Below are 25,427 nucleotides of genomic sequence, written 5' to 3'. Positions count from 1 at the left end.
TTACTATATCATCAATGTAAATCAAGGAGATTATATTAATTATTATTAACTTTTAACTTTTTCTAATGCTCCACAGTTATTAAAACAGCCTAGTTATAAAAAACACTCTTTTCTATCTTCTTCATTTCATAAAAATAGCCTTTTCTTTCCATTAAATCGTGGAATGTTCCACTTTCGATAATTGTTCCCTTATCCATCACGATGATTTGGTCCATCCGTTCTAACCCGGTTAGTTTGTGGCTGATGAGAACAATCGTGTTCCCTTTTGCTTGGGTAAATAACCTATTCATCACTCGCTGTTCTGTAATGGGATCAACAGACGAGGTTGGTTCATCAAGTAACAAAAGGCTCCCTTTCTTAAGCATAGCTCTTGCAATAGCAAGCCTCTGTTTTTCGCCACCTGAAAGATTGCCTCCTTTTTCTAAAATGGTCGAGTCTAACGATAGGTGATCTAGTTTTACACTTGATAATATTTCAATCATTTCCTCGTCAGATATATTTTTACCTGCAAGCTTTAAGTTATCTCTAACCGTACCATAAAAGAAATGATTGCTTTGGAGAACAGGGGAGATGTTTTTCCAGAGCTGATCTTCATCTAAATCCGCTAACGATTGCCCCTGTTTCTTAATTGTTCCACTAGACGGTGGATAAAGGTTTAGTAATAGATGAAGCAATGTAGATTTTCCAGAACCACTTGGGCCAACGATTGCCGTTTTGGAACCGCTCGGTAACACTAGACAAACATTACATAGAGTAGGGCGCGATTCTCCTGGAAAATAAAAATTCACGTTTTTGCATTCCATTTCCGGTGCTTTATTTAGCTCTACTAAACTGTTTTTGCCTTTGAGTTTTTGTTGGTTCTGCGCTTCATCTATGATAGAAAATAGCCGACTTGAAGCATTTCTGGAATCTTCGAAATAACTCGGTGCCTCTGTCATAGGAGCTGCCGTCTCAAAAACCGTTAGTGAGACGAGAACAAGCATTGCTAAAAAAACTCCATCAAGCTCTCTCAAAGATACTAAGTAAGCCCCTAAAGCGAGTACAGACCAGGAAGTAACGAGAGAAACCCAGTGATTGATGGCAAAGTTTAATTGTTCCTGTTTTCCTCTATCTTGTTGCTCCCCAATGTAAACATCTGAGGTTTGACTCAGTGCCTTTTCTTTAATAGATAACTTCTGATAAAGTTTTAAATCTAAAAAGGCATATAATAATTCGGTAGTGTCCGTAGATAGTTGAGTGCGAATCTGTCGTATGTTTGATTGGATGCCCCGCTGTTTCATAGCAAAAATAAGCGGAAGACAAAACCCGGTTATGATTAGTCCAGTTAACAGAATTAATGCAACAGGCAAGGAAAATATGGCTGTGAAAATAATCGTCGTAAGAAAAACAACGAGCATGACAATTGGTGGATAATAAACGCGTAGAAAAAAATGCTGCAAGCTTTCTACATCACCAACAACCCTAGCTAACAAGTCACCACTCCGAAACCTTTGAAAAAGGGAAGGGGCAAGTGGTTCTAGTTTCGTAAAGAAATAGGTCCTTAAATTACTAAGTATTGTAAAGGTAGCCTTGTGTGAGTAATAGCGTTCCGCGTACCTACTAAAGGCACGGATGACGGTGAATAATTTTAACAGAGCTACAAAAATGACGAGTATATAAAGCGGTGGAAGTAGTGCTGCCTTCGAAACGAGATAGGCACTGTCTGCAAACACGGCAACCGTGGATATTCCAGCAAGCACTCCAAATAGTATCGAAATGTACATATCTTTTCGTTCGATGAACATCGTCTTGATTACGAATTTTAATTCCGTCATCCAGCAACATCTCCTTGCTGTTCTTCTATCATCGTCATATAATCGTGCGTATTCTCCAGCAGCTCTTTATGAGTACCTTTCCCAACTAAAGTCCCGTTTTCAAGATACAAAATACAGTCTGCTCGTTTGATCGTATGTAATCGGTGTGCAACGGTAATAATCGTCGCGTTTTGAGACAGCTCTTCTATTGATTTTTGTAGAATGCCTTCTGTATAAAGATCTAATCCGACGGTTGGCTCATCAAACAATATAATCTGAGGCCTCTTTAAAAAGGCACGAGCAAGTGCGATTCGCTGTCTTTCTCCACCAGATAAACCTCTACCACCTTCCCCTATGTAAGTGTTTGTACCATCTTCTAATTGGTCTATAAGCTCTGTTAGCCCAGCTTTTTCTATTACATACGTAAGCTCGTCTTCGGAGATTTCTTTCCCAGGGCAGGCAATGAGAATATTGTCTTTAATGGTGCCTGAAAAAATGTAGGGATCCTGTGAGATATAAATAAGTTTGTCGAACCATTCTCTTTCATCATAGGTAAAAAGAGGCTGATTATTAATTAACATTTCTCCAGTCGAAGGCAAGTACAATCCAGCTATTAAATGAAGTAAGCTCGTTTTGCCAGAACCACTTGGTCCAACAATGGCAATTTGGCTATAGGGTTCAAATGTGGCATTGATATTCTGTAAAGAAAAATAATCCTCTCCATACGAAAAAGAAAGATTGTTCAGCTGAATGCTTGGAGGGTCAGCTGCATCTGATAATCGTTCGTTGCCCCATTGGATGATCTGATTAGATTCCTCGAGCTCTTGACTTATTTTTTTCGCAGCAGCCATACTACCTTTACCTGCATGGAAGGCACTGCCGACATCCTTCAACGTTTTATAAAATTCAGGAGCAATAGCCAGAACAAAAAAGGCTGCAAAAAAAGAGATGTTTTGAAAAATAACAAGTCGAAGTCCAACTTCGAATGCAATTAACGCAATTCCAAGCATCGAAATGAGTTCGAGTACGAGCGATGAAAGGAAAGCGAATTTAAGTACATCCATTGTTGCGGTACGATAATCCATGCTACTCGTTTTTATGTTTGCTGCTTCCTCACTCCCTTTTCCGAAAAGCTTCAATGTGATTAAACCTTGTAAGCTATCAAGAAATTTTCCTGCAAGGGCAGTGAGTTTCTCCAATTGTTCGTTCGCCTTTTTTTCTGTTTTTTTACCAATAATAATCATAAAAATAGGAATGAGGGGAGCCGTCACAACCATAATGACGCCTGAAACCCAGTTTTGCCAAAAAACGGCCGTTAATAGAATGAGTGATACAATGGATGATAAAATTCTTTGCGGATAATATTTACTAAAGTAAGGATCGATTTCGTCCACAACATCGGTAATAAGAGTTACTCGTTTACCTGATTGTCCTTTGATTGATGTTTGAATAGGGTTATTAGTATACTTCGTTATTAATGATTGACGAAACTCACGTTTTACTTTAGATGCCATCCCGATCCCGATTTTCCCATGAATATAGGTGAATAGCCCCCTTACTGTAAACACAGCTAGAAGGGCTACTAGTTGCAAAGTAACAGCTGAAAACGGCTTCTCTTCTAAAAAAATGTGCTTGACGATAGACACAATTAATAAAGCTTGCGTTACCGTCATACCACCAATTACAAACGCAGTAAATGAAAGAGAATATGTGCCCATTTTCTGTTTTTTGGCCATATCTTTTAGTTGCATCACCGTTTGTCCTCCTAGTTACCGTACATCATCCACTTTTTTGTTTGTAAGATACCGTTTATCTTTAAGAAACAAGCGCCAAAACCAATAGAATAAAGGCAAAAGAATCGCCATACCGATTGCATATCCCCATAGGAGGGAATAAAACATTTCGATATTTGTAAACGCATCATAAAGGGTCAGTTTTGGATAGACGATATAAGGCATATGACTCCACCCATAGGCAAAGCTTGCTAAGGCTATTTGAACGACCATCATTAGTACAGCAACCCGTGGCTGCCCAACCCGTCCTTTCCTCGAAGGCCACCATAGTGCACTATATCCAATGGAAAAAACAACAAGACTTAATGCAAATAGGTGCCATTGTCTAGCCATATTTTCAACCATCCACATCGCTTCTGGAATGAGTGTCATCGTTGCAGCAACAGCCATACTAAGCATAATAGGCCCTAGGATAATAGCATTTCTTCTATATACCTCATAAGTTCCCATTGCTTTCGCTTCTCTCGCATAATCGCTAAGGAATAGGGAGGATAAAAATAATTCCGCAGATAAACCAAAGCCGATGTGTGCATAAAGGGTTGGGCTAGTAAGCAGTCTGTCATAAAGAATATAGTGACGGTCACCAACTACTTCGACAAACCCACCAATAATAATCGGAAGTATACTTAACATCAGTGCAGGAATTAAAAGACCGGTAACTCCTGAAATGTAAGTGAATAGCTTCGTATACTTTTGTACCGAATAGGAATACACCATAAAAGCGCTTCTTATGATAAGTAATATGAGCACAAAGCTTACAGGAACAATCATGATCGACCCTAAAGTAAAGGCTGCATGTGGAAATAAACCGACAAATCCTACAACAAATAATACTAAGAAGACATTCGTTACTTTCCAGGAAGGATTTAAGTACAAGTTAGCGATGCTTGCTGCTGTCGTATCTTTCCGTCCAATATAAAACATGGACCAAAATCCGGCGCCAAAATCTATCGCTCCACCTAACGCATATAAAAACAAAAACAACCAGATGATGATAATCGCAACATAGGCTTCCATTATCATTTCCCTCCTCTCTATACAGATGTGGTTTGACTGTCAAATTCATTTATAAGTGGATTACGGCGGAAATAGTAACGCATTACTAGTGCTGTTATTACTAATAAGAAAACGTATAGCGAAATAAATATGACAAAGAATGTACCAAGGTTCGCTGATTTAGTTGCAGCTTCTGCTGTCCGTTGTATGCCATAAATGGTCCAAGGTTGCCTACCAATGCAGGCAAAAATCCAACCAGTTTCAATGCCGAGCATGGCAAGAGGTCCGCTTCCTATTAAAGGAATTAGTAGCCAATTCGGATATTCTCGTTTTTTAAAAACAATCCGATAAGCTAACGCTCCAAAGGACAGCCCTATTAGTAAACTTCCAATGCCTACCATGATGTTAAATAATGTATGAACAAATAGTGGCGGCCACTCATCCCTTGGAAATTCATTTAGTCCAATCACTACCCCATCAGTAGAGCCTGTTGCTAGAAAGCTGAGCATGCCTGGAATTTCTATACCGCCGACCACCCGATTAGCTTCTGGATCAGGTGTACCAAAAATAGCTAGAGGAGCATTTGACTGTGTTTCAAATAGCCCTTCAGCCGCTGCTAACTTAACTGGTACGTTATGATGTAACCCTACTGCAGATGTATGGCCATTTGTTGCCGTCCAAAGGGATGTAATTGCTCCAAAAACAAGAGCAACCATTAGCCCTTTTCTATGATACTTTTTTTCACTTTCTTTCAGATTAGGTTTTAATAACTGATAAGCAGCAACGGAAGCAACGACAAACGCAGTTGCCATATATGCGCTGCTTGTAACGTGTATAGCTGTATACCCGAAGGCTGGATTTAAGACTGCTTCCCACGGACGCACATCTGTAATTTGCCCATTCACCACATTAAATCCAGTTGGTGTATTCATCCATGACTGTACGTTCGTTATTAATACAGCAGATGCAGTTGCTCCAAGTGCGACGAAAAAGACACTAATAATTCTCATCGCAGAACTTAATCGACTAGCAGCATACACGTAAATTGAAAGGAATAAAGCCTCAATAAAGAATGCGAATATCTCTAACGTAAAAGGTAAAGCAATGACTTGTCCTACTACTTCAATAAACCCTGGCCACAATAATGCAAGCATGACAGCTACAATCGTTCCAGAAGGAATGGCCACTCCAAGTAAAATAGCAACAGCTTTTGTCCATCTCTTTGCAAGAATTCCATAATCATTGTCCTTACGAATGACTCTCAATATTTCAGCTATTAGAATCATAAGCGTAAGGCCAACTCCTAATGTCGCAAAAATAATATGGAAAATCAGGGAGGACCCAAACAGCATTCTAGCAAGCAATACATTATCCATCGTTCTCTTCCTTTCAAACATCATTTCCATGGTTATTCTTGTTTAAGGTGGATATTTTATACATTCGTTTTTTATGTAAAGCTTAATGATTATGTTCTTTTAAACACTACTGTTAAAATAATAGAAACAAAGAAATCATTAATAAGTGCATATGATAAATTAAGTGAAGGTGGTAAGTCGGTTATTTGGAATGTAATAAAGTTTTTACGAAGGAGAGTTAAAAAAATATAGGTGGGTTAATATGAACGCAAATCCAAAACTTCCATTATCTGTAGATGACAAGAAAAAATTACGAAAAGCAAAAGTGAACTTAGGCCAACTACATACTCTATCTATTTCTCAGCTTATGGAGATATTAGATATACCAATGGTAAGTGCGCAGCAGGTGAAAGCACTTGCACAATTTCAGCAACTACCATCAATAGGATATGAACTTGCAGATAAACTAGTAAATCAACTACATATTTATAGTTTAGAAGAAATAAGGCAAAAAGAAGGAGCTCAGCTGTTTGATGAATTAGAACAAGCGCTAGGTGTTTGGACAGACAGTTGCGTTGAGGACCAAATTCGCTGTGTCATTCATCATGCGAACCATCCAGGCAGTGAAAAGCAATGGTTTGCCTTTACAGAAGAAAGAAAATTATATCGGGAAATGAACGGTTATCCAAAGGATAGGCCGACAACCGCATGGTATGAGGCACAAAACAAATGAGGCAAGTCCTCTTGACCGTTATTCTCTTTTTAAAGTTTTAAAGGAGTGGGGGGACAGTTGCGAAATTGACCCCTATATTATCTTACTGTCTCTTCTAAAAGAAGATGGTATGTAATATATCGGTGACATCGCATTTGGAACAAGGGTGCAGCTAGAAAAATGTTGGGAAGAGAACACCAATCATTGGGATCATGATGAATCTTATTTTGTGTCTAGTGAGATCATTTCCATAGTAAATAATTTAGATAGAGGGTAAATAACATTATCCAAGAACCAATATTGTTGAAAAGTTTCAATTAAACTATCTGGTACTTTTGTACAACACCAACTCGAAGCATTCTTCTAAAACTGCAAGATGAACTAAAAGGAGCATAACTTAGAAATACTTAACATAGTTAAACTCCTTAATGGTTTGGTAAAAAACAAAAAATTTATTGCAAACGATATTTTTGATTGTCTCAATTTTATTCTCAATCATCATACCGTTTTTTAGCAAAAATCAGCACAAACCAACCAATAAACAGAAGTTCTGTAAAAACGCTGATTAATGTTTTACCAGAAATGGAATGGAAGAAAACAGGAACATTCACAACCACTAGCTGGAAAATTAATAGAATATAGAGTAGCTTTAAATACGACTTCATTTTCACCATGTTGGAAACAGGATAGAGAATCACAAAATCATTCTGCTCTCGTTTTAAAGGAAGTAATTGATATCCAGTCATAAATAGTATAATAGGAACAGTTAGCCACCCGTATTCAGGAAAGACCCAAACAAGAATTGTTCCAATTAAAGTTAATCTCAAATAAAGATAAAAATAATCATTGAGCCTTATAAATAGAAGGACATATAAGTAGAAAAATGAATTATAAGGTTGAGGAGGGATCCAATTTTTAATCAACCTAGTAAGGAACAGTCTTGGCCGAAACGATCTTTTTAAATGGCCAACATCTATATAAATGTTTATGAATCTATAATTTTTAGTTAACGCCTTCTCCTCTTGTTTATTTAAATATTCCCAATTTAGTCTCCTAGCCCCAAGTGGAAATATATAAAATGAAAAGCCATAAGTTAATAGAAGTAAACTAAGAGCAATGACCCAGTTACCTTTAAAGAGAAAATAAAATATTAAAGCATAGGATATTAGTAAATTTAGTTTGTGAATGAATCGTCCCCTTAGTGAATCTATCCATTGTTCTATCCAGACTAAATACACATTTATCATAACCAAACCTACAAGAAGTAGAAGAAACTGTACAGTTAAAATAATATTAGATTCGATTAGTGGGAACATGATGGCAATCACAATTGTCATTTTTAGTAGGTGAAGTATTCCGTTATATATTAACGTTTTAAGAAAATAACTAGAGAGATGAGTCTCCATTGGAAGTAAAAAAATAGTGTCTGCCTCTCTAACAAAAGTACGGATAGTAGACTGTAGTAAAATCAAGGCTGTAATAACAGAGGCAATCCATTCGGAAGATAAAAACGGTGGTATCCACTGAATGAATTTCACATAATAATAAACGAAAATGGATCCCAATATGAGGAAAGAATAAAAAACACTCATAAATATTATAGTGTAGTATTTTGTCATTTCTTTATAAAAGCTGCTTACCCTGTTCTTAAACAATTTTTTGATATGTATCCCCATAATAAATACACTCCCAAATTTTATAACATAGAGTATTCGTTATACAATTATCATTTCCTTCTTTTTAATATAGGAAGTAAGTAGTTATACCAGAAGAAGATCTAAACTAATGAGTAACCAAAAAATACGCCCAGTATTTAAAAGGAAATACTATGTCTTATTTGGGAAATTTATTGAAAACACTATTTCAAATATGGTGGATAATAAAGATAGGGTTACTATCGCTTCATTATTTTTTCAAATTGGACTAATAATTACAAATATTCTCATTTTATGGTAAAGTAAAGTATATACAAAAGGGGGGATAGCGACATGTGGAAATATTTTTGGTCAGTTATTACGATAATAGTCATAGTTACTTTAAATTTTGGATTAGCCACTATTTTTGATACGAATTTTATAGATTGGTTATTTCTATCAGGGCTTGCTGTAACGATGGTACTTTTATTCTTCCATTCATCAGGGGGCTTCACATCTGATTTAGCGGATGCAAGATTGCAAGGTGCCAATAATGATGAATTTTGGCCAGCAACAGAAGTATTAACGAAGATTGATAGACAGAAAGTTAGTTTTTCTCCTCGAATTTCCTTTTATGTTGCGCTTAGCTACACAGTAGTGGCAGGCATTGTTTCTATTTTTTATTACTTTGTTTAATTTTATAAATGAAATATAGATAAAAATAGCCCTCAATTTAAGGAGTAAAAGTAGATGGAAAATTTATTATTAAAATCCCACTGTATTTTCCCTTCCAATAACATAGAGGAAACTGCTCTGTTCTATGAAGAGAAAATGGGTTTCCAAGCAGTACATTATTTAAACGCAAAAGAACCGCATATATGTTTGTATCGAGATTCAACTGAGATTATCTTAACGAAAACAAATGGTCAACAAGTTTTACCGAATAGATCCCTATATGGCTACGGCTATGATGCATATTTTATAGCGGAAAACCAAGAAGCACTACTAGACGAGTTGATTCGTACAAATGTAAAGGTAGTTCGATCATTAGACGAAACAGATTATAAAAATAAGGAATTTGTAATAGAAGATATTGATGGTAGATGGATAGCTTTTGGAATGAAAATAAAAGACTGAATATAGAATTTAAGAAAGAAGGGTAATTAGTTTAAGAAATTGGGAGCTATCGTTTTTTTATAGTTTCAGTTTGTCAATTAGTTTAGTCGGTCTTGTTTTATTATTTTTATAAGTTGTAGTAAATAGTCAAGTAGAGTACTTCATTTGCGGGAGTGCTCTAATTTTTTACAATGCAATGAAACATTTTCCAAATTAGTTCGTCTTATATATAAGGTATTGTTGTGAATTTTTAGAATGCAGGTGAGTTTCTATTGAAAAAGTTGCATATAATTGTTAGCTTAACCCTTGTCGTACTATCAATTATTCTTTTCATTCAATTAAAGGAAGCTAATAAAAAGATTGAAATACATAAAGCTACGGAACTTGCTATATTTCGTGGTGCCATTCATGATTATACGAATGACCTCTCCTTTATTGGAGAATCACTGTTAGCTTATAGAGACGATTTTACTATTGAAGAAAATGAATTATATAATCAGCTATTGTCTTCCTACAGTCTTAGAATAAATAGAATAGGTACTAGATTAATCTATATAAAACATGTAAACCCAACTGATTCGTTTATCTATGAAGGATACATACATTTTATAGAAAATCTTCTATCAGATGAAGAGTTTATTAAATATACAGAAGTACAAAAGCATGAGATAGGCAGCATATTGAAAAAATACGGCATGGAAATATCTAACCAATTCTCAGGACAAATAGATTATGAGGATGAAACAAAAATGAAATTTCTATTAGAAATTATTAGTAATATGAACGAAGAAATTTCAAAGGTTCTAAATGAAGCATGATTTTAATTTTATTTGTTAAGAGGAGGGTATGAAGAATGATGAAGAAGATGAAGAGCTTGTTAATATTAATGTTTATAGTGGTTGGACTAAGTGGGTGCAAAAATATTGTAGAGGCCACGACGACTGGTACTTTTGATAGTATAGAAGAATATCTTAAAGTTGGAGAAATTGTCCTTGACATAAAAGAGTTAAACGGGGAAACCGTGTATACATTCGGTGCGAAAAAGGGCATTTCGTATAGTTTTGACTATGAAATAGACGTAGAAGAAGGAGATTTCCAACTAGAAATACTTTCTGGTGAACAAAAATTAGATTCCACACATTGGACGAGTGATACAGAGGCAGGTTTAAAAGTGACAGAGGGGAATAGTGCTGCTTTGCAAAATGTTGGTGGGACTTTGACTATCGAAAATGCACAAGAGAAAGTTTCTATTATAGTCAAAGGGAAAGAGGCAACTGGTAAACTTAAAATAAAATGGTAGTACGAATAAGATAGTAAATGTTTGAACATTGATTAGTAGTCAAGGTGGGTGGATCTTATGAAGAATACAAAACTGAGGATAATGTGGATTATTCCTAACGTTTTTTGTTATGTAATGTTCATTGGTTTCTCGAGTTTTGTCATAATAAATGCAGATGGCTTATACGAAATTGCTAGACTGTCCATATGGGTACTTACAATGATTTTTCTCTTTATCGTTTCTATTATAGGTAGCTACCGAATATGGTCGTGGATAAAGCAAGGGAAAATTTGAATTGTTTCTGAATTGTGATATGTTTTTTATTTCAGCTCGGTTCTAAGGTAGGCTCTTTAATCACTTTTGTTTGTAAGGGGTAGAAAGGTATTTTTTCGATAAAAAGAGCGTTGACCAAAAAAAGGTTAAACGCTCTTTTCGTCGAATTAACCTTTAGCAATCAACGAATCTATTAGAGGTGAGCATAAGTTGACAATCGTTCTTTCAGCAATTTTATTTTATTTTCTAAATGTTTTATTCTTTCTTTTCGTTGTATCGTTATTAAGTTTTATTTCTGTATCGATATTACTATTATTGAAAATAGAGATAAGACAATGGCTCGTACTTTTAGTAGCTCTTCCTATCATAATTGGAACACAATTTTTTCTAGATAAACAAATGGATGCAATTGAACTTAGAGAAACAGATATAGTTATAAAAGGAAACGGAGAAATAGTCAAAAACACAGCGAATAAACATTTAGTTACAACGGACAAAGATTTATTTATCGCGATTGATGGGATAAAGCCATATGAGGAAAAGTTTTCTTATACCTTTCAAACAGAAGATGGACAACAGCAAGCAATAGATATATTAATATCTTTCCATGAAACAGATATGGAAACAATCCGAAACAATTTTCAAGTTTTCAAAGAAGTACTACAATCTATCGATAACGATCCTGTGCGTTACTTTTCGAGATATAGTTACTACACAGATGTGGTTGAAAGTAGGTTACAATCAGAAATTAGTGAAAAAGTCGCTAGTTTGAAAAAAGAAGAACTGACTACGGCAATAATGGTAAATATAATTGAAACGGTAGGTGCGCAGCTATTGAATGATGAGGAGAGAAAATTGTTTTCTATTGAGTTAATAAGTGAGTGATGTTTAAATGAAAATAAATGGGGTGTGCAGAGTGGGGAGATTGTTTTTTTATAGTGATCAAGTGTTGGATTCTCTACACAATCGTTGCTTGGACGATGTATTGTTTGAAGGTAAAAGCCCTAGAGAAATAAAAATAGGCTACATCCCCTCGACGGAAGATAAAGAAAAAAAGTATTTTCATATAAAAAAGCAATATTATCATATGTACGGGGTTGAAAACATTTTGTTTTTTGATTTGTATAGTGAATTTGATCCTACAAAAATAGATGAACTAGTTAGTTGTGATATTATACATCTCTCTGCCGGTGATCCAATTGCATTTAGAATGGCGTTAAAAGAACGGAGCATCGATCAGGTATTAAAAGATTACTATACAAATGGAGGAACGATTGTAGGAGTAAGTGGCGGAGCAGTTCAACTCGGCAAAAGTACAAAATTATTTCATCTGTTTATCGGAAGTAATGAACAAAGTGACATCGATGCCCTCGGACTAGTAGATTTCGAATATTTACCACACTACAACCGGTGGGATGATGCATTTAAAGAGAAAGTAAAAGACTATGTTCAGACAACTGGTACAATTGTGTATGCAGGAAACGACGGAGATGGAATAATAGTAGAAAACGGGGAAATCCGATTGATTGGTGACATCGTGAAAATAACGAAAACAGGAGGCGCCTAAATGGATAGCATCATTTTTGACCTGGATGGAACGTTGTGGGATTCGAGTAAAACGGTACTAACTGCTTGGAATGAAATTTTAAGGAAAAAAGATGGTATCAATGAGCTCACAGTAGAAGACTTGCAAGGAACGATGGGACTACAAATGCACGAGATTGGCAAAAAGTTGTTTCCTTCCCTAGATGATCAAGCTAGGGAACAACTTTTACAAGAATGCGGAGATTTGGAAAATGTATATTTAGAAAATAGTGGCGGTATTTTATACGATAGTGTGGAGGAAACGTTAGAAGCGTTATCGGAAAAATATAAACTATACATCGTAAGTAACTGCCAAGAAGGTTACATAGAGACTTTTTATAAGTACCATCAACTAGAAAAATATTTCTTAGACTTTGAAAACCCGGGCAGAACTGGTTTGTCGAAGGGTGAGAATATTAAATTGGTAATAGAGAGAAATTCACTATCTAACCCAGTGTACGTTGGTGATACGGAAGGTGACTTAAAGGCAGCTCGATATGCTGGCATTCCGTTCGTCTATGCCACATATGGATTTGGAAAAGTAGAAGACTATGATTTTGCAATAACATCATTTGCAGAACTGAAACAATTATTTTAATGGAAGATAACAAGAGGTGGCATTTTGCAAAAATTATATCAATAGAGCATCGAAATAGGTTAGTAGAAAGTATGGTGGAAAACTGTGGGCTTTAATTGGCAAACGTGCCCTATGAATGTAAAAGAGTTCGTACTCTATCTTAATGAGAAAATAGGGGACATTTTACAAGGTAATTTAGTTGGTTTTTACGTCCATGGATCTTTAGCGATGGGAGGGTTTAACCCTTATCATAGTGATATTGATATTCTAGTTGTAACGGAGGTGTCTATATCAGTAGACGTAAAAAGACAATTAACTGAAGTTTGCTTAGTCGGCTCTAACAATCCTTTTCCAGTGGAAGTAAGTGTCCTTACGAAACACCAATTGGATAATTGGCAGCATCCTTCTCCTTTTGAATTCCATTATAGTGAGTTTTGGAGAGAGCGGTACGAACAAGAGTTGGCAAACGGCACGAATAATTATATAAATGAACATGTGCATACAGATCCAGATTTAGCAGCGCATCTAACCATTACGTTTCACCGTGGTATTTGTATTGAAGGTAAACCAATCCATGATGTGTTTCCGAACGTGCCAAGGGAAGATTATGTATCTTCTATTATAGGAGATTATGAAGACTGTTTAGAGAATGTGGAACAGGATCCTGTTTATTGTATATTAAATATGTTGCGCGTGTTTATGTATGTAAAGGATGGAATTATTTCTTCAAAGGAAGAGGCTGGTAGGTGGGGGATGACTATATTGCCTGAAGGTTTGATACCAACTGTAGAAAAAGCCGCCGCTAATTATGCGAATGACACGGAAATGTATTCTTTTAATAGAGAAGAACTCATTATAATTAGAGATTATATAAAGGATTGTGTTACGCAATACCGCAAAGGAGGGGTGAAATGAGAGGGGGTACTCGTCCAATTGTCATTTCTATTGCAGCAGTTTCAGGTGGTGGGAAAACAACCATTACTAAGCAGCTGAAGGAAAGGTTGAATAAAATATCGTACTCTCCTTCGACGATTACGATTTTGATGGACCGAAAAATATAATAGATTGGGTGGACAAAGGGGCAAATTATAACGAATGGGATTTATCACCACTCATTGCCGATTTAGAAAAATTATTTATGGAGCAGTATGAGTCCATTCTATTAGATTATCCTTTCGCATATGAACAATCTAACATGAGTAAATACATAGATATAGCTATCTTTATCGACACTCCTTTAGATGTAGCGATGGCGCGTCGAATGTCGAGAGACTTTCAAGGTAGCCCAAGTCATACGATCCTGCAAGAAATGGAAAACTATCTTTCATTTGGGAGAAAAGGTTATCTTGAAATGCTTAAAACAATTAAACCTAGTTCGGACTTAATCGTCGATGGTACAATGTCTATCGAGCATATCGTGGAAACTATTTTGGAGAAAGTGCCTACATATAAAAAAAGAAGGTGTTTAACATGAGTCATGTGAACGAGCTATTGCGAAAAAGAATCGGTTTATCAATGAGTGAAGAGATCACTTTACAAACGTTGCCTACTGTTTTAGAAAAGATAGCGAAAGAAATACCATTTGAGAACGTTTGTATTATCGATGATAAGACAACGGAGATTACAGATGAATATGTGAAACATAAAATTTTAAACGAAGGTGAAGGTGGCCTTTGTTACGAATTGAACTATCTTTTATATTTGTTTTTAACCGAAAATGACTTTCATACGAAGCTAGTTCGCGGTGTTGTTTTCGACCAGGTGAACCAAAAGTGGGGGTCTACCGGCAGAACGCACGTTGCAAATGTAATTACGGTGAATGGCAAAAAGTACATTGTAGACACTGGTTTCGGTGTAAACTTACCGTTAAAGCCAGTTCCGTTAACAGGTGATATTGTTACATCCAGCAATGGGGAGTTTCGTGTAGAAAAGAAGGAGACGGAATTCGGAGACTACATTTTTTATATGAAATTAAAACATAAACACGATGAATGGAAAATGGGTTACTCCTTTCATTCCGAAAAGGATGCCGGTGTAACGGATTTAAATGAAGTACAAAAAATCATTATCGAGCACCCAGAATCTCCGTTTAATAAGAAACCTTTGCTTACGAAGATTACTGACAGAGGAAGTATCGTACTAACAGAAGATTCTTTTACAGTGTGGATTAATGGTGAGGTTCGGAAAGAAGAAATAGATTCGGAGGAGTTTTTTCGACTGAGAAAATGTTATTTTGGTTTTTAAAAAGGAGGAAGACCTAATGATAAAAGGTATAAATCATTTTTTGTTTTCGGTTTCGGACTTAGATAGCTCTATTCATTTTTATGAAAAAGTATTTGATGCAAAATTGTTAGTAAAAGGTCGTAGTACAGCTTACTTTGACCTCCAAGGCATATGGTTAGCGTTAAATGAAGAAAAGGACATACCACGAAACGAGATTCAACATTCGTATACACATGTAGCTTTTACAATCGATGAGGCTGACTTCGAGCAAATGTATGATAAGTTAGAGAAACTAAACGTAAACATCCTTAGTGGTAGACCGAGAGACGAAAAAGATAAAAAATCGATTTATTTCACTGATCCGGATGGACATAAGTTTGAGTTTCATACAGGTACGTTAGAAGATCGATTGGAGTATTATAAAACGGAAAAGCTTCATATGGAGTTTTATGATTAGCTAACTTACTCATCTAGTTTTTCCGCTTCTATTATTTCATGCCATTTAATATCTTCAGGTGTGTAAGTAGGTGCATTTTTAGGAATACCGTAATAAAATAATGGTTTTCCATCCTTATTATAGGCGGTTGGATAAAGGAAATTAATTACCTCAAATGAGGATAAATAAAAGGACACACTTTCTCCTGCCCTAATTTCCTTTCTAATAACGTCAGGGTCAATCCCAACTTCTATATAGAAAACTTCCTCATCGGTTGATAAAACACTAAAATAGGTACCTTCACCATCCTTATTCCGAAAATTCATTAAGCCGACTGTTTGAAGCGAGTCTGTACGGATAGGGACAAAGGTAGATTGGGTACTACGATAAAAAACACCATTTTTTTCAGATGTTACGGATACATATTGATTCTCTTCCTCACTTTTATATACGAAAATAGGAGTAGTACTTATTTTCATTTCCTCTACTAATTCAGCATCTTTTGGTAGAAGTGGAAAGGCATTGGCGGCACTAAGTGGTGTTATTCTATAACCGCTAAAAAATAAATAGATAATGACGACAATGAATAGTGGTATAAGTACTTTGAAACGTCTCAACTTTTTCCCCTCCTTGATAAACAGTACTTTTCTATCTTTGTACTCGTGTATTAATCGTCTATTCGATGCCACTTAAAATCATCAGTACTGAAGGTAGTCGAATTTTTTGGATAACCATAATAATATAAGGCATTGCCATCTTTATCGTACGCAGTTGGATGAATAAAATCTATTTGATGACTGAATGGAAAATAGAAAGAAACCATCTCATCTGCGCGAATCTCTCTTCTAATTACATCAGGTTCAATCCCAACCTCAATATAAGCAACTTCATCATTGGTAGACAAAACACTTAAGTAAGTAGTAGCTTCACGGTCATTCCAAAAACTAATAACGCCTACAGTTTGCAGTGTATCTGAAACAAAGGGTGTATAAGTAGAGGTGCCACTCCGATATAAAAATCCTGTCTTTTCAGAAAGTACCGTTAAGTATCGTTTCTCTTTATCACTTTTGTAAACAAAGATAGTGGAAGACTCAATAGGGACTTGCTCTATTAGTATTGCATCTTTCGGAAGAAAACTGTGGCTATTGGCAGCATTTTCTGGAGTAAGCCTGTAACCATTTATATAGAGGAACAATGCCCCAATGAGTAGTAGGGGTATAACGATTAACCATCTTTTCATATTTATACACAACCTTCTATCAAGTAATTTGGACTATAAATCTATTGTTAAATGAGGGCAATGTTTTTGTAGCTCCTTCAGAAATTCTCTTTCATCCTTTGGAGAAATTTTCACACTGCCTAACATAGAAGTTTTATAGCTAATTTCTAATGCGTCTCGCGAAGATAAAATACGATAACCTGTAAATATGTCTCTCGTCCTCGAAACCTTCGTCATATCCTCATAAACAATTTTACTTCTAAACGGTCCGCCTCTTACTAATAGATAGTCTTCGGTAAACATATATTTAATGTAGAATATTGGCCAAAGAATTAGTCCCACTGAAAAGAAGAAGGACGAAATTAAAATAATTACCGCTGCTTTTGGAATTTCTTCATCAAGAAATATAGGTAAAATGGTTACCGCCCCAATAATAGCAATCGCTATGAAAATAAACACACCAAAAAAAGTATCTACTTTCGAACGAAACAACATTTCTAACACCTCCATTACTCTCTACGTATAGCTTACAATAAAAGGTTCATTCGAAGCAGAAGTAATTAGTAAAAATGGAAGGTTTTTTTAATTAACTAACGAATAATACCCTAAACCATTTTTAAGTGCACTTGACGATAAATGGCGGATGGGGAAGTAGTTAGGAAGTGTTCATTTTATGGAGACACCGAGGATTGAAGCGCGGTACAATTAATTTTCAAAGGACTATTTAGGCAATAAAAGAAACATATTTAGGTTTTATTCGTCTGATATTTAAAAGGGGGTGTTTTTATGAGGAGATATATTTGTTTACTTTTTTGTATAGCAATGAGTTTACTACTTTTAGCAGGTTGTAAAAGTTCTAGTAATAGTCATTCATCTAAAGTATTAGACTGGGAACCTACAATATATAAAACTGTCAACAATCTTGAAGGAGTTACGATGACAGTTAAGGAAGGAACAGTAACCTCGACTGGATTGACTGTAATATTTGAAAATAGCTCTGACAAGCAATGTATCTTTGGTGAATATTTTCATTTGGAAAAGAAAATCGACACTAATTGGTATCAAGTACCAGTTACCCTAGATGATAACTACGGATTTAATGATATTGGCTATGACTTGGATCCATCAGGTGTGGAGGAATGGACTGTTAATTGGGATTGGCTCTATGGAAGGTTGGATTCTGGTGAATACCGTATAGTAAAAAATATCCTCGATTTTAGAAAACCAGGTGACTTTGAAGAGCACTATTTGGCAGCGGAGTTTACTGTTAATGAAAATTAGTATTGTTTTAAAGAAATGAAAGGTTGTATTAAAAGTAAATGAGTACGTTGGCTTATTTTTGTTGAACTAATTTAATAACTAGGCGGCCTAGTTTAATAATTTTTATAAGTATAGGAGGTTTATGTGTTGAAAAAAGTGTTATTGTTAACTCTACTTGCTTGTATATTGGGTGCTTGTGGTCAACAAGTGAATGAAAACAGCAATAATACTTCTTATGAAGGAAAACATGAAGGAATCATTGTAAAAATAGAAAAACCAGATGGAGAAGGCAATCCTTATAAAGGGTCATACTATATGTTAGTTGTATCAGATGTTGAGAACATTAACATTACAGATAAATCAGAAGAAGAATTGATTACATTAGCTCAAGAAAATGATGGCGCATTCTACATTGTGAATCCAGATATGTATGAAGACTTGGACTTAGACATAGGCACACAAATTGTCCTTTATTATAATGGTCAAGGAGATTCGGACCCTCCTGTACGTGAAGCTGGAAAGATAGATGTGGTCCATTAATCCAAGAAGGATTCTCGCTTATTTTTGTTGAAGTAATTGTATATATGATATTGATATTTAGGAGATGGAACAGTGAATAAAGGTGTATTCAAAATTAGAAGAGCAAATATTGACGATGCTAAAGGAATATCAAAAGTTCACGTCGACAGTTGGAAGACAACATACGCAAATATTGTTCCTGACGAATACTTAAAAAAATTATCGTATGAAAGAAGAGAACAGCTATGGTTAAATAACATTCCAAATGGCGGTGTATACGTTGCAGAAAACAGTGAAGGAGACATTGTAGGTTTTTCTTCAGGGGGTAAAGAAAGAAGTGGTAAATATAATGGCTATGATGGGGAGTTATATGCAATTTATATCCTAAAAGAGTACCAAGGACAAGGAATCGGAAAAGCACTCGTTACCCCAATCATAGCTGAAATTATTGGAATGGGATTACATTCAATGCTTGTTCTCGTTTTAAATGATAATTCATCTCGTCTTTTTTACGAAAGGCTTGGTGGTAAAGTACTAGATATTGTAGAAGTCGAGATTGCAGGGAAGAAACTTTCAGAACTTGTATATGGTTGGGAAGATATAAGGAATATAGTGACAAGATAGATTACTATTTTGAAGAGTATTCAAATGAGCGATAATTTGAGTAATAGACCCAGTCGATAATGTAAGATTCGCCAATGGAAAGCGGCTATTAGTACTAATTTAAATTTATTTAATAGCTAACAGAGTAAAATTATATAAAAACGCAAAGGCTACTAAACCTTCTGCGTTTTTTTGTTTTATATACCCTGAACAACAAAAATATTATTATAAATAATAAAAATTTATTGTAAAACAATAAAACGTGTGATAGATTGATACATATAAAATGTAAATGAGGTGCAACAAATGAAACAAGTCTCAACCCTGTTTTTAAAAATAGCTGTTATTTTTATTGGAATGCCAATTCTTGCGCTATGTATTTTTTTAGTACCTGAAATAGCAAAATTCGCGGCAGGGTTGTATCCAACTATTACGTATATGAACTATCTAGTTTTTATCTTTTTTTACGTAACAGCGATTCCTTTTTATTTTGCTTTATATCAAGCCTTTAAGCTTTTAATCTGTATTGACAACAATCAAGCTTTCTCAGAAGTTTCCGTAAGAGGCTTAAAAAATATTAAAAACTGTGCAATTATGATCAGTTTCTTGTATGTGGTTGGGTTACCACTCTTTTATTTAGTGGCGGAGAAAGATGATGCCCCAGGAATTATATTAATTGGATTAGTCATTAGTTTTGCTTCCTTGGTAATTGCAGTGTTTGCTGCTGTTCTTCAAAAACTGTTAAAAGAAGCAATTGATATAAAATCTGAAAATGATTTAACGGTCTGAGGTGATGAACATGGCAATTATTATCAATATTGATGTGATGTTGGCAAAGAGGAAAATGAGTGTAACGGAGCTTTCAGAGAAAGTCGGTATTACGATGGCGAATCTTTCTATATTGAAAAATGGCAAGGCAAAGGCTATTCGCTTATCAACGTTAGAGGCTATTTGTAAAGCTTTAGATTGTCAACCAGGTGATATTTTAGAGTACAGAAACGATGAAGATATAGATGATAAATAATAGGAAATTGTAAAGGGGAGTTATAGATGAGTTTACCTATTGCTAATACGCAAAGTAAAGCTTTTAGTATAGTAAGAGCAACAAAGCAACTCTTTTCTTTTGGTTGGGAGCAAGCGTTATCCTGTTTGTTTCCAGTCGTTATATTTGCTTCTTTAGCGCTAACTCAAGTTATTCCGCTTCCCTTTCTTGCAAGATATGATTGGCTACTTCTCATTTGCATTTTGATGCAGTGGTGGATGGTACGATCGGGGCTTGAAACAAAGGATGAACTTAAAGTAATTACTTTGTTTCACCTCATCGGTCTTGCGCTCGAAATTTTTAAAGTACATATGGGCTCTTGGTCTTATCCAGAGGAAGGTTATTTTAAAATCTTCGGAGTCCCTCTTTATAGCGGCTTCATGTACGCTAGCGTAGCTAGTTATCTTTGCCAAGCGTGGAGAAGGTTAAATGTTAATCTAGTAAAGTGGCCTCCGTTCTTAGTCGTTGTACCGCTTGCTACAGCGATATATTTGAATTTTTTCACTCATCATTATTGGATAGACATTCGATGGTGGTTATCCGTTCTTGTCATTATCGTTTTTTGGAGATCATGGGTTACGTATGAAGTTAGAGGGACTCGGTACCGTATGCCAATCGCATTTTCTTTCGTATTAATAGGATTTTTCATTTGGGTAGCGGAAAATATCGCAACGTTTTTCGGAGCATGGGAATATCCAAACCAAACTGAAGCTTGGAGTCTCGTCCATCTAGGCAAAGTAAGTTCCTGGCTATTATTAGTAATTGTTAGCTTTCTTATTGTAGCGACATTAAAGCTAGTTAAAAATAAAATACCAAATTTAAAGTAAAGGGGTACTGTTATGGAAAGAATTCCAGCTCATATCGCAATTATGATGGATGGAAACGGGAGATGGGGGAAAAGGCGTGGACTAACGAGAAGCCAAGGTCATTATGCTGGTTCCAAAGCAATGGAAAGAATTATCGATGCTTCATTAGAATTAGGTATAAAAGTGTTGACGTTATATGCGTTTTCTACAGAAAATTGGAAAAGACCAAAGGATGAAGTGAACTATCTAATGGATTTACCTGCACGTTATTTAACGGAGAAACTACCAGAGTTTATGGAGAAGGATATTAAAGTGTGGATATCTGGTAATATTGAAGGTTTGCCTAGCCACACGCGAAATGCGGTAGAAACAGCTATGAGAAAAACTTCTAATAACCGAGCATTAGTCGTCAATTTTGCTTTAAATTATGGTGGAAGAAATGAATTAATACATGCAGCAAAGTCTTTGATTCAAGATATAAACATCTCTAAAATATCAACCAATGATATTAGTAAAGAAATGATAGAAAATTATCTATATACGAAAGGGCTACCTGATCCAGAAATACTAATTCGCACAGGGGGAGAAAAGCGGTTAAGTAACTTTTTATTATGGCAAAGTTCCAGCGCTGAAATGTGGTTCACAGATACATTATTTCCTGATTTTAATAAAGAGTTGCTATTACAGGCTATTAATGATGTGAGTAAAAGAAAAGTGGAAGCATAAATACTTAACTTCTAAATAATAATTATAATTAAGTATAATAATAGCTTTGAAGGGGTGTAATGCTGTTGTGAATTTTACTCATTGTCTAGACTTATCTAACCAGTATGTTGGTACAGCTAAAGGAGAAGTAAGAAATAAAGAAAACAAACAAAACTTTAATAGAGTTGTCATGTACTTTTTAGATCAAGCAGATAGCGTTGCATGGAAGTATTGGCCAGGGGATTTACAAGTGGCAGAAGAGAGCAACGTTAGTACAAAGGGTTATAATCTGCTACTTCCTAATAGAATAAAAGACATGCCAATAGAAGAAGGCATGCGAATAAGCTATTTTTCAATCGAATCCACTACAAAAGAAGTTTTATTAAAAAATAGCTCCCCTGATATACCTACAGATGTATTTGACTTTCAACTTTTAAACAATGGTAACGTTTTGTTGCATTCATTTGATAATGGTTCTACCTTATTATTTTGTGCATCAACAGAAGTTTATCATGACCTAGTAAAATTAACTTCGCCTAATTCGATTCTTCCAATTTTGAATAAGAGACCCAACTAAACGCCTGGAAAAAAATCAGGCGTTATTTTTTTGTACTTGTGATGAAAAATGCCGAAAAATATAGTGCTATATTCATAGACTCCTGTAATTTATAACTCGAATTATGACGCATTTTCGATTACGAAGAAATTATGTGTCAAAAAACACACTATATATTTCGATTTTTATGTCGTAATGATAGAGCGAAAGTCTGAGAGGGATATAGAATGTGTATCTATAATTAGTTACATTGTAAGGATTTTTAGAATATAATTCCCCGTTCTATTCAAGGGGGTGACTTTGTACATAGGGGAAAATTCTTAGAAATTCCTTACAGTATCGAAAATAAGGGGTGTATGTAAAAAAATGGGGAAAAGATTACCAAAAATATTTATTAATTTAATGGTACTTTCATTAATTATCTCTATGTTTGCGTTTGGGGCTAGTGCAAATGGAGGTAAGCAGGTTGAAGTAAAAGAATTACCTTTAGCAGAACTGTTTGGTGAAATTGAACTTTCGTCAAGTAAACCAACTACAGTTATTGTTGAGTTACAAGCGGAATCTATTGTAGAAGCAAAACATAAAGGGAAGAGCCAATCAAAAGGAAAATTAAAAGCAGAAAGAGATAAAGTAATCTCTTCTTTACAAGGAAAAGTTAGCAACGCAAAAGTAAATCGTGAATATGATCACGTATTTTCTGGTTTCTCTGTGGAATTACCTGCAAATGAAATCATTCAATTATTGGCAACTCCAGGAGTTAAGGCGGTTTACCCGAACGTTCATTATACTGCAGATGTAATCTCAGCAGAAGAAATTTCTGCGGAAACATTTAGTCCAGCGATGATGGAAAGTGCTCCGTTTATTGGATCAAATGATGCTTGGGATGCAGGGTTTACTGGCGAAGGTGTAACAGTAGCAATCATTGATACTGGTGTAGACTACACTCATCCTGATTTAGCTCACGCTTTCGCTGACTATAAAGGATTTGACTTTGTTGATGACGATAATGACCCTCAAGAAGGGCCAGGTCAATACCATGGTACCCACGTAGCTGGTACAGTTGCAGCGAATGGGGAAATTAAAGGTGTTGCTCCAGAAGCTAGCCTAATTGCATATCGAGTATTAGGTCCTAACGGTGGAACAACCGAAGATGTAGTAGCTAGTGTTGAGCTTGCTGTTCAAGACGGGGTTGACGTTATGAATTTATCTTTAGGTAACACACTAAATAACCCTGATTGGGCTACTTCGATTGCACTTGATTGGGCGATGGCAGAAGGGGTAGTTGCTGTTACTTCTAATGGTAACGCTGGTCCTAATAACTGGACTGTAGGATCCCCAGGAACATCTCGTGATGCTATTTCGGTAGGTGCAACTCGCTTACCTTATAATGTCTATACTTCAGAAATTTCAACATCAGAAGGTGTTGAATATCCGAGTGCAAAAGTAATGGGCTTCCCGTCTGATGAGGAGTTACTTAGCCTAAATGATGGTGAATATGAGTTTGTATTTGTTGGCTTAGGTTCAGAAGAAGATTTCGAAGAAAAAGACCTAGAAGGGAAGATAGCATTAATTAGCCGTGGAGAATTTGCATTTGTTGATAAAGCTACAAATGCTAAGAATGCAGGTGCTGTAGGTGCGATTATTTTCAATAACGTAGCTGGAGAGCAGCCAGATGTACCAGGTATGGCTGTACCAACGATTAAAACTACGTTAGCTGACGGTCAAAAGTTACTCGCAGAGCTAGAAGCTGGAAATAACACAGTTTCATTCAATATTGAATTCGATAAAGCAGTAGGAGAAACAATGGCTGACTTCTCATCCCGTGGTCCAGTAACACTTACTTGGATGATCAAGCCAGATGTATCTGCACCTGGTGTGAATATCGTAAGTACGTACCCAGGTGAAAGTTATGCTGCACTTCAAGGGACTAGTATGGCATCACCACACGTAGCTGGGGCAGCAGCACTACTTCTTCAGGCTCATCCTAATTGGGGTACAGAAGATGTTAAAGCAGCTTTAATGAATACAGCAGTGGATGTTATCAACCCAGCAACTGGTGAGGCATACCCACACAATACACAAGGAGCTGGAAGTATTCGCGTGCTAGATGCTATTAATACTAAAACGTTAGTAGCTCCTGGAAGCCATTCTTTCGGTAAATTTGTAAAAGAAAGTGGCAAGCAAGTGGAAAGACAAAGTTTTGAGATTAAAAATCTTTCAAAAGAGAGAAAACGCTATAGCTTTGATGTGCAGTTTGATGGAAATCCAACTGGTATTAAAGTAATGACAAGTAATAATTTACAAGTTCAACCTGGTAAAACACAGCAAGTTAACTTTAATGTTCAAGTGGATACTTCAAAATTAGAACCAGGGTATTATGAAGGAACAATTACTGTAAGTGATGGCACTCAATCTATTGAAGTACCAACAATCTTATTTGTAGGAGAGCCAGATTATCCTCGTGTGACTGGTGCATTTATGGGGAAAGAGGCTGACGGTTCTTATTATGTAGGATCATATTTACCTGGTGGAGCAGAAGTAATCGAGTATGATATTTATGTATTAGGACCTGGTAATACAATTGGTGGGTTTGTTGATACAATTGGATCATTTGAAAACGTATCAGCGCCAATTCATGAATTTAATTGGGATGGAACAGTTCAAAACGGAATTGACCTTCCAAATGGCGATTGGGTACTTGGAGTGTATGTAGAAAAAGCAGGTGTAACGGAATATAAAGCATATTTAGTTACGAAAAACTAATGTAAAAGAAAATCTCAGTTAGCTAAAGTTTAACTGAGGTTTTCTTTCTTTTTTTATTCTGTCTCAATATCAAAAGTATACTTTGTTAATGAGATAGAATTACAGTTAAATATTTAACTTCCTATAATTTATATTATGTAAACTAGTTAAAATTTTTACTTATCTGAAAATGTTAACTACTAA

29 protein-coding genes and 1 pseudogene are annotated in these 25,427 nt (G+C 35.6%); 22 read left to right on the top strand and 8 right to left on the bottom strand.

The window, feature by feature from the left end; genetic code table 11:
* Nucleotides 1-89: 89 nt before the first annotated feature.
* Genes cydC through BC6307_RS11820 form a run of 4 tightly spaced genes read right to left on the bottom strand, consistent with a single transcriptional unit; the run spans nucleotide 90 to nucleotide 5,958 of the window.
* Nucleotides 90-1,814: a thiol reductant ABC exporter subunit CydC gene (gene cydC / locus BC6307_RS11835; protein WP_066411030.1), complete on the bottom strand. Its 1,725-nt coding sequence runs from the start codon at nucleotides 1,812-1,814 to the stop codon at nucleotides 90-92.
* The gene (gene cydD / locus BC6307_RS11830) at nucleotides 1,811-3,544 is read right to left on the bottom strand and encodes a thiol reductant ABC exporter subunit CydD (RefSeq protein ID WP_066411116.1); all 1,734 of its coding nucleotides are present in this window, start codon (nucleotides 3,542-3,544) and stop codon (nucleotides 1,811-1,813) included. The genes cydC and cydD overlap by 4 nt, the downstream gene beginning before the upstream one ends.
* An 18-nt stretch (nucleotides 3,545-3,562) precedes the next feature.
* Nucleotides 3,563-4,606, bottom strand: coding sequence for a cytochrome d ubiquinol oxidase subunit II (locus BC6307_RS11825; RefSeq protein ID WP_066411114.1), 1,044 nt, complete (start codon nucleotides 4,604-4,606; stop codon nucleotides 3,563-3,565).
* A 14-nt stretch (nucleotides 4,607-4,620) separates the two neighbouring features.
* Complete coding sequence (locus BC6307_RS11820) at nucleotides 4,621-5,958, bottom strand: cytochrome ubiquinol oxidase subunit I (protein ID WP_084380089.1); 1,338 nt, start codon at nucleotides 5,956-5,958, stop codon at nucleotides 4,621-4,623.
* A gap of 241 nt (nucleotides 5,959-6,199) precedes the next feature.
* Here BC6307_RS11820 and BC6307_RS11815 point away from each other — a divergent pair, with 241 nt between their 5' ends.
* Nucleotides 6,200-6,670 carry a helix-hairpin-helix domain-containing protein gene (locus BC6307_RS11815; protein WP_066411029.1) on the top strand — a complete coding sequence of 157 codons (471 nt, stop codon included), beginning with the start codon at nucleotides 6,200-6,202 and terminating at the stop codon, nucleotides 6,668-6,670.
* A 470-nt stretch (nucleotides 6,671-7,140) separates the two neighbouring features.
* Here BC6307_RS11815 and BC6307_RS11810 read toward each other — a convergent pair whose 3' ends face one another.
* Complete coding sequence (locus BC6307_RS11810) at nucleotides 7,141-8,325, bottom strand: ABC transporter permease (protein ID WP_066411028.1); 1,185 nt, start codon at nucleotides 8,323-8,325, stop codon at nucleotides 7,141-7,143.
* A gap of 312 nt (nucleotides 8,326-8,637) precedes the next feature.
* On the opposite strand from BC6307_RS11810, the gene BC6307_RS11805 reads away from it, so the two are divergent.
* The 12 genes and pseudogenes from BC6307_RS11805 to fosM all read left to right on the top strand — a co-directional run bounded on the left by BC6307_RS11805 (nucleotide 8,638) and on the right by fosM (nucleotide 15,792).
* Nucleotides 8,638-8,979, top strand: coding sequence for a hypothetical protein (locus BC6307_RS11805; RefSeq protein WP_066411027.1), 342 nt, complete (start codon nucleotides 8,638-8,640; stop codon nucleotides 8,977-8,979).
* A gap of 54 nt (nucleotides 8,980-9,033) precedes the next feature.
* Nucleotides 9,034-9,420 (top strand): VOC family protein, encoded by a 387-nt coding sequence (locus BC6307_RS11800; protein WP_066411026.1) that lies wholly within the window; start codon nucleotides 9,034-9,036, stop codon nucleotides 9,418-9,420.
* Nucleotides 9,421-9,671: 251 nt separating this feature from the next.
* Nucleotides 9,672-10,217, top strand: coding sequence for a hypothetical protein (locus tag BC6307_RS11795; protein WP_066411022.1), 546 nt, complete (start codon nucleotides 9,672-9,674; stop codon nucleotides 10,215-10,217).
* A gap of 35 nt (nucleotides 10,218-10,252) precedes the next feature.
* On the top strand, nucleotides 10,253-10,699 hold the full coding sequence (locus BC6307_RS11790) for an LptM family lipoprotein (RefSeq protein ID WP_066411021.1): 447 nt from the start codon (nucleotides 10,253-10,255) through the stop codon (nucleotides 10,697-10,699).
* 57 nt (nucleotides 10,700-10,756) lie between these two features.
* Entirely contained in the window at nucleotides 10,757-10,972 is a 216-nt protein-coding gene (locus BC6307_RS11785; RefSeq protein WP_066411020.1) for a hypothetical protein, read from the top strand.
* Between the two features lie 189 nt (nucleotides 10,973-11,161).
* A complete protein-coding gene (locus BC6307_RS11780; RefSeq protein ID WP_066411019.1) occupies nucleotides 11,162-11,836 on the top strand; it encodes a hypothetical protein in 675 nt (224 codons plus the stop codon).
* A 31-nt stretch (nucleotides 11,837-11,867) separates the two neighbouring features.
* A complete protein-coding gene (locus BC6307_RS11775; RefSeq protein ID WP_066411018.1) occupies nucleotides 11,868-12,518 on the top strand; it encodes a Type 1 glutamine amidotransferase-like domain-containing protein in 651 nt (216 codons plus the stop codon).
* Nucleotides 12,519-13,133, top strand: a complete 615-nt coding sequence (locus tag BC6307_RS11770) for an HAD family hydrolase (RefSeq protein WP_066411016.1) — start codon at nucleotides 12,519-12,521, stop codon at nucleotides 13,131-13,133.
* Between the two features lie 84 nt (nucleotides 13,134-13,217).
* Nucleotides 13,218-14,027, top strand: coding sequence for an aminoglycoside adenylyltransferase domain-containing protein (locus tag BC6307_RS11765; protein ID WP_066411015.1), 810 nt, complete (start codon nucleotides 13,218-13,220; stop codon nucleotides 14,025-14,027).
* Nucleotides 14,024-14,586 (top strand): annotated as a pseudogene (locus tag BC6307_RS11760) (nucleoside/nucleotide kinase family protein). The gene BC6307_RS11765 and the pseudogene BC6307_RS11760 overlap by 4 nt, the downstream one beginning before the upstream one ends.
* Nucleotides 14,583-15,356 (top strand): arylamine N-acetyltransferase family protein, encoded by a 774-nt coding sequence (locus BC6307_RS11755; RefSeq protein ID WP_066411013.1) that lies wholly within the window; start codon nucleotides 14,583-14,585, stop codon nucleotides 15,354-15,356. The pseudogene BC6307_RS11760 and the gene BC6307_RS11755 overlap by 4 nt, the downstream one beginning before the upstream one ends.
* Before the next feature lie 16 nt (nucleotides 15,357-15,372).
* Entirely contained in the window at nucleotides 15,373-15,792 is a 420-nt protein-coding gene (gene fosM / locus BC6307_RS11750; protein WP_066411011.1) for a FosM family fosfomycin resistance protein, read from the top strand.
* 5 nt (nucleotides 15,793-15,797) lie between these two features.
* Here the strand turns inward: fosM and BC6307_RS11745 are convergent, their stop codons facing one another.
* From BC6307_RS11745 to BC6307_RS11735, 3 genes are read right to left on the bottom strand one after another with little or no spacing between them, the layout of a single operon-like run.
* On the bottom strand, nucleotides 15,798-16,388 hold the full coding sequence (locus BC6307_RS11745) for a hypothetical protein (RefSeq protein WP_066411010.1): 591 nt from the start codon (nucleotides 16,386-16,388) through the stop codon (nucleotides 15,798-15,800).
* A gap of 50 nt (nucleotides 16,389-16,438) precedes the next feature.
* Nucleotides 16,439-17,011 (bottom strand): hypothetical protein, encoded by a 573-nt coding sequence (locus BC6307_RS11740; RefSeq protein WP_066411009.1) that lies wholly within the window; start codon nucleotides 17,009-17,011, stop codon nucleotides 16,439-16,441.
* Nucleotides 17,012-17,044: 33 nt separating this feature from the next.
* Nucleotides 17,045-17,485 carry a PH domain-containing protein gene (locus BC6307_RS11735; RefSeq protein ID WP_066411008.1) on the bottom strand — a complete coding sequence of 147 codons (441 nt, stop codon included), beginning with the start codon at nucleotides 17,483-17,485 and terminating at the stop codon, nucleotides 17,045-17,047.
* A 291-nt stretch (nucleotides 17,486-17,776) separates the two neighbouring features.
* Here BC6307_RS11735 and BC6307_RS11730 point away from each other — a divergent pair, with 291 nt between their 5' ends.
* The 9 genes from BC6307_RS11730 (at nucleotide 17,777) to BC6307_RS11690 (ending at nucleotide 25,244) form a co-directional block, all read left to right on the top strand.
* Nucleotides 17,777-18,271, top strand: coding sequence for an immunoglobulin-like domain-containing protein (locus BC6307_RS11730; RefSeq protein WP_066411007.1), 495 nt, complete (start codon nucleotides 17,777-17,779; stop codon nucleotides 18,269-18,271).
* Nucleotides 18,272-18,397: 126 nt separating this feature from the next.
* On the top strand, nucleotides 18,398-18,790 hold the full coding sequence (locus BC6307_RS11725) for a hypothetical protein (protein ID WP_066411006.1): 393 nt from the start codon (nucleotides 18,398-18,400) through the stop codon (nucleotides 18,788-18,790).
* 72 nt (nucleotides 18,791-18,862) lie between these two features.
* The gene (locus tag BC6307_RS11720) at nucleotides 18,863-19,393 is read left to right on the top strand and encodes a GNAT family N-acetyltransferase (RefSeq protein WP_066411004.1); all 531 of its coding nucleotides are present in this window, start codon (nucleotides 18,863-18,865) and stop codon (nucleotides 19,391-19,393) included.
* Between the two features lie 285 nt (nucleotides 19,394-19,678).
* Nucleotides 19,679-20,161, top strand: coding sequence for a DUF2975 domain-containing protein (locus tag BC6307_RS11715; RefSeq protein WP_066411002.1), 483 nt, complete (start codon nucleotides 19,679-19,681; stop codon nucleotides 20,159-20,161).
* 10 nt (nucleotides 20,162-20,171) lie between these two features.
* The gene (locus BC6307_RS11710) at nucleotides 20,172-20,396 is read left to right on the top strand and encodes a helix-turn-helix domain-containing protein (RefSeq protein ID WP_066411000.1); all 225 of its coding nucleotides are present in this window, start codon (nucleotides 20,172-20,174) and stop codon (nucleotides 20,394-20,396) included.
* Nucleotides 20,397-20,422: 26 nt separating this feature from the next.
* Nucleotides 20,423-21,241: a DUF817 domain-containing protein gene (locus tag BC6307_RS11705; RefSeq protein ID WP_066410998.1), complete on the top strand. Its 819-nt coding sequence runs from the start codon at nucleotides 20,423-20,425 to the stop codon at nucleotides 21,239-21,241.
* Nucleotides 21,242-21,253: 12 nt separating this feature from the next.
* Nucleotides 21,254-21,946 carry an undecaprenyl pyrophosphate synthase gene (locus BC6307_RS11700; RefSeq protein ID WP_066410997.1) on the top strand — a complete coding sequence of 231 codons (693 nt, stop codon included), beginning with the start codon at nucleotides 21,254-21,256 and terminating at the stop codon, nucleotides 21,944-21,946.
* Between the two features lie 67 nt (nucleotides 21,947-22,013).
* Nucleotides 22,014-22,502, top strand: a complete 489-nt coding sequence (locus tag BC6307_RS11695) for a hypothetical protein (RefSeq protein WP_066410996.1) — start codon at nucleotides 22,014-22,016, stop codon at nucleotides 22,500-22,502.
* A 345-nt stretch (nucleotides 22,503-22,847) separates the two neighbouring features.
* Nucleotides 22,848-25,244, top strand: a complete 2,397-nt coding sequence (locus tag BC6307_RS11690; RefSeq protein WP_066410995.1) for a S8 family serine peptidase — start codon at nucleotides 22,848-22,850, stop codon at nucleotides 25,242-25,244.
* The last annotated feature ends 183 nt before the right edge of the window (nucleotides 25,245-25,427 follow it).

Source organism: Sutcliffiella cohnii, from assembly GCF_002250055.1.
Taxonomy (GTDB): Bacteria; Bacillota; Bacilli; order Bacillales; family Bacillaceae_I; genus Sutcliffiella; species Sutcliffiella cohnii.
This window is presented reverse-complemented; position numbering and strand designations above follow the sequence as displayed.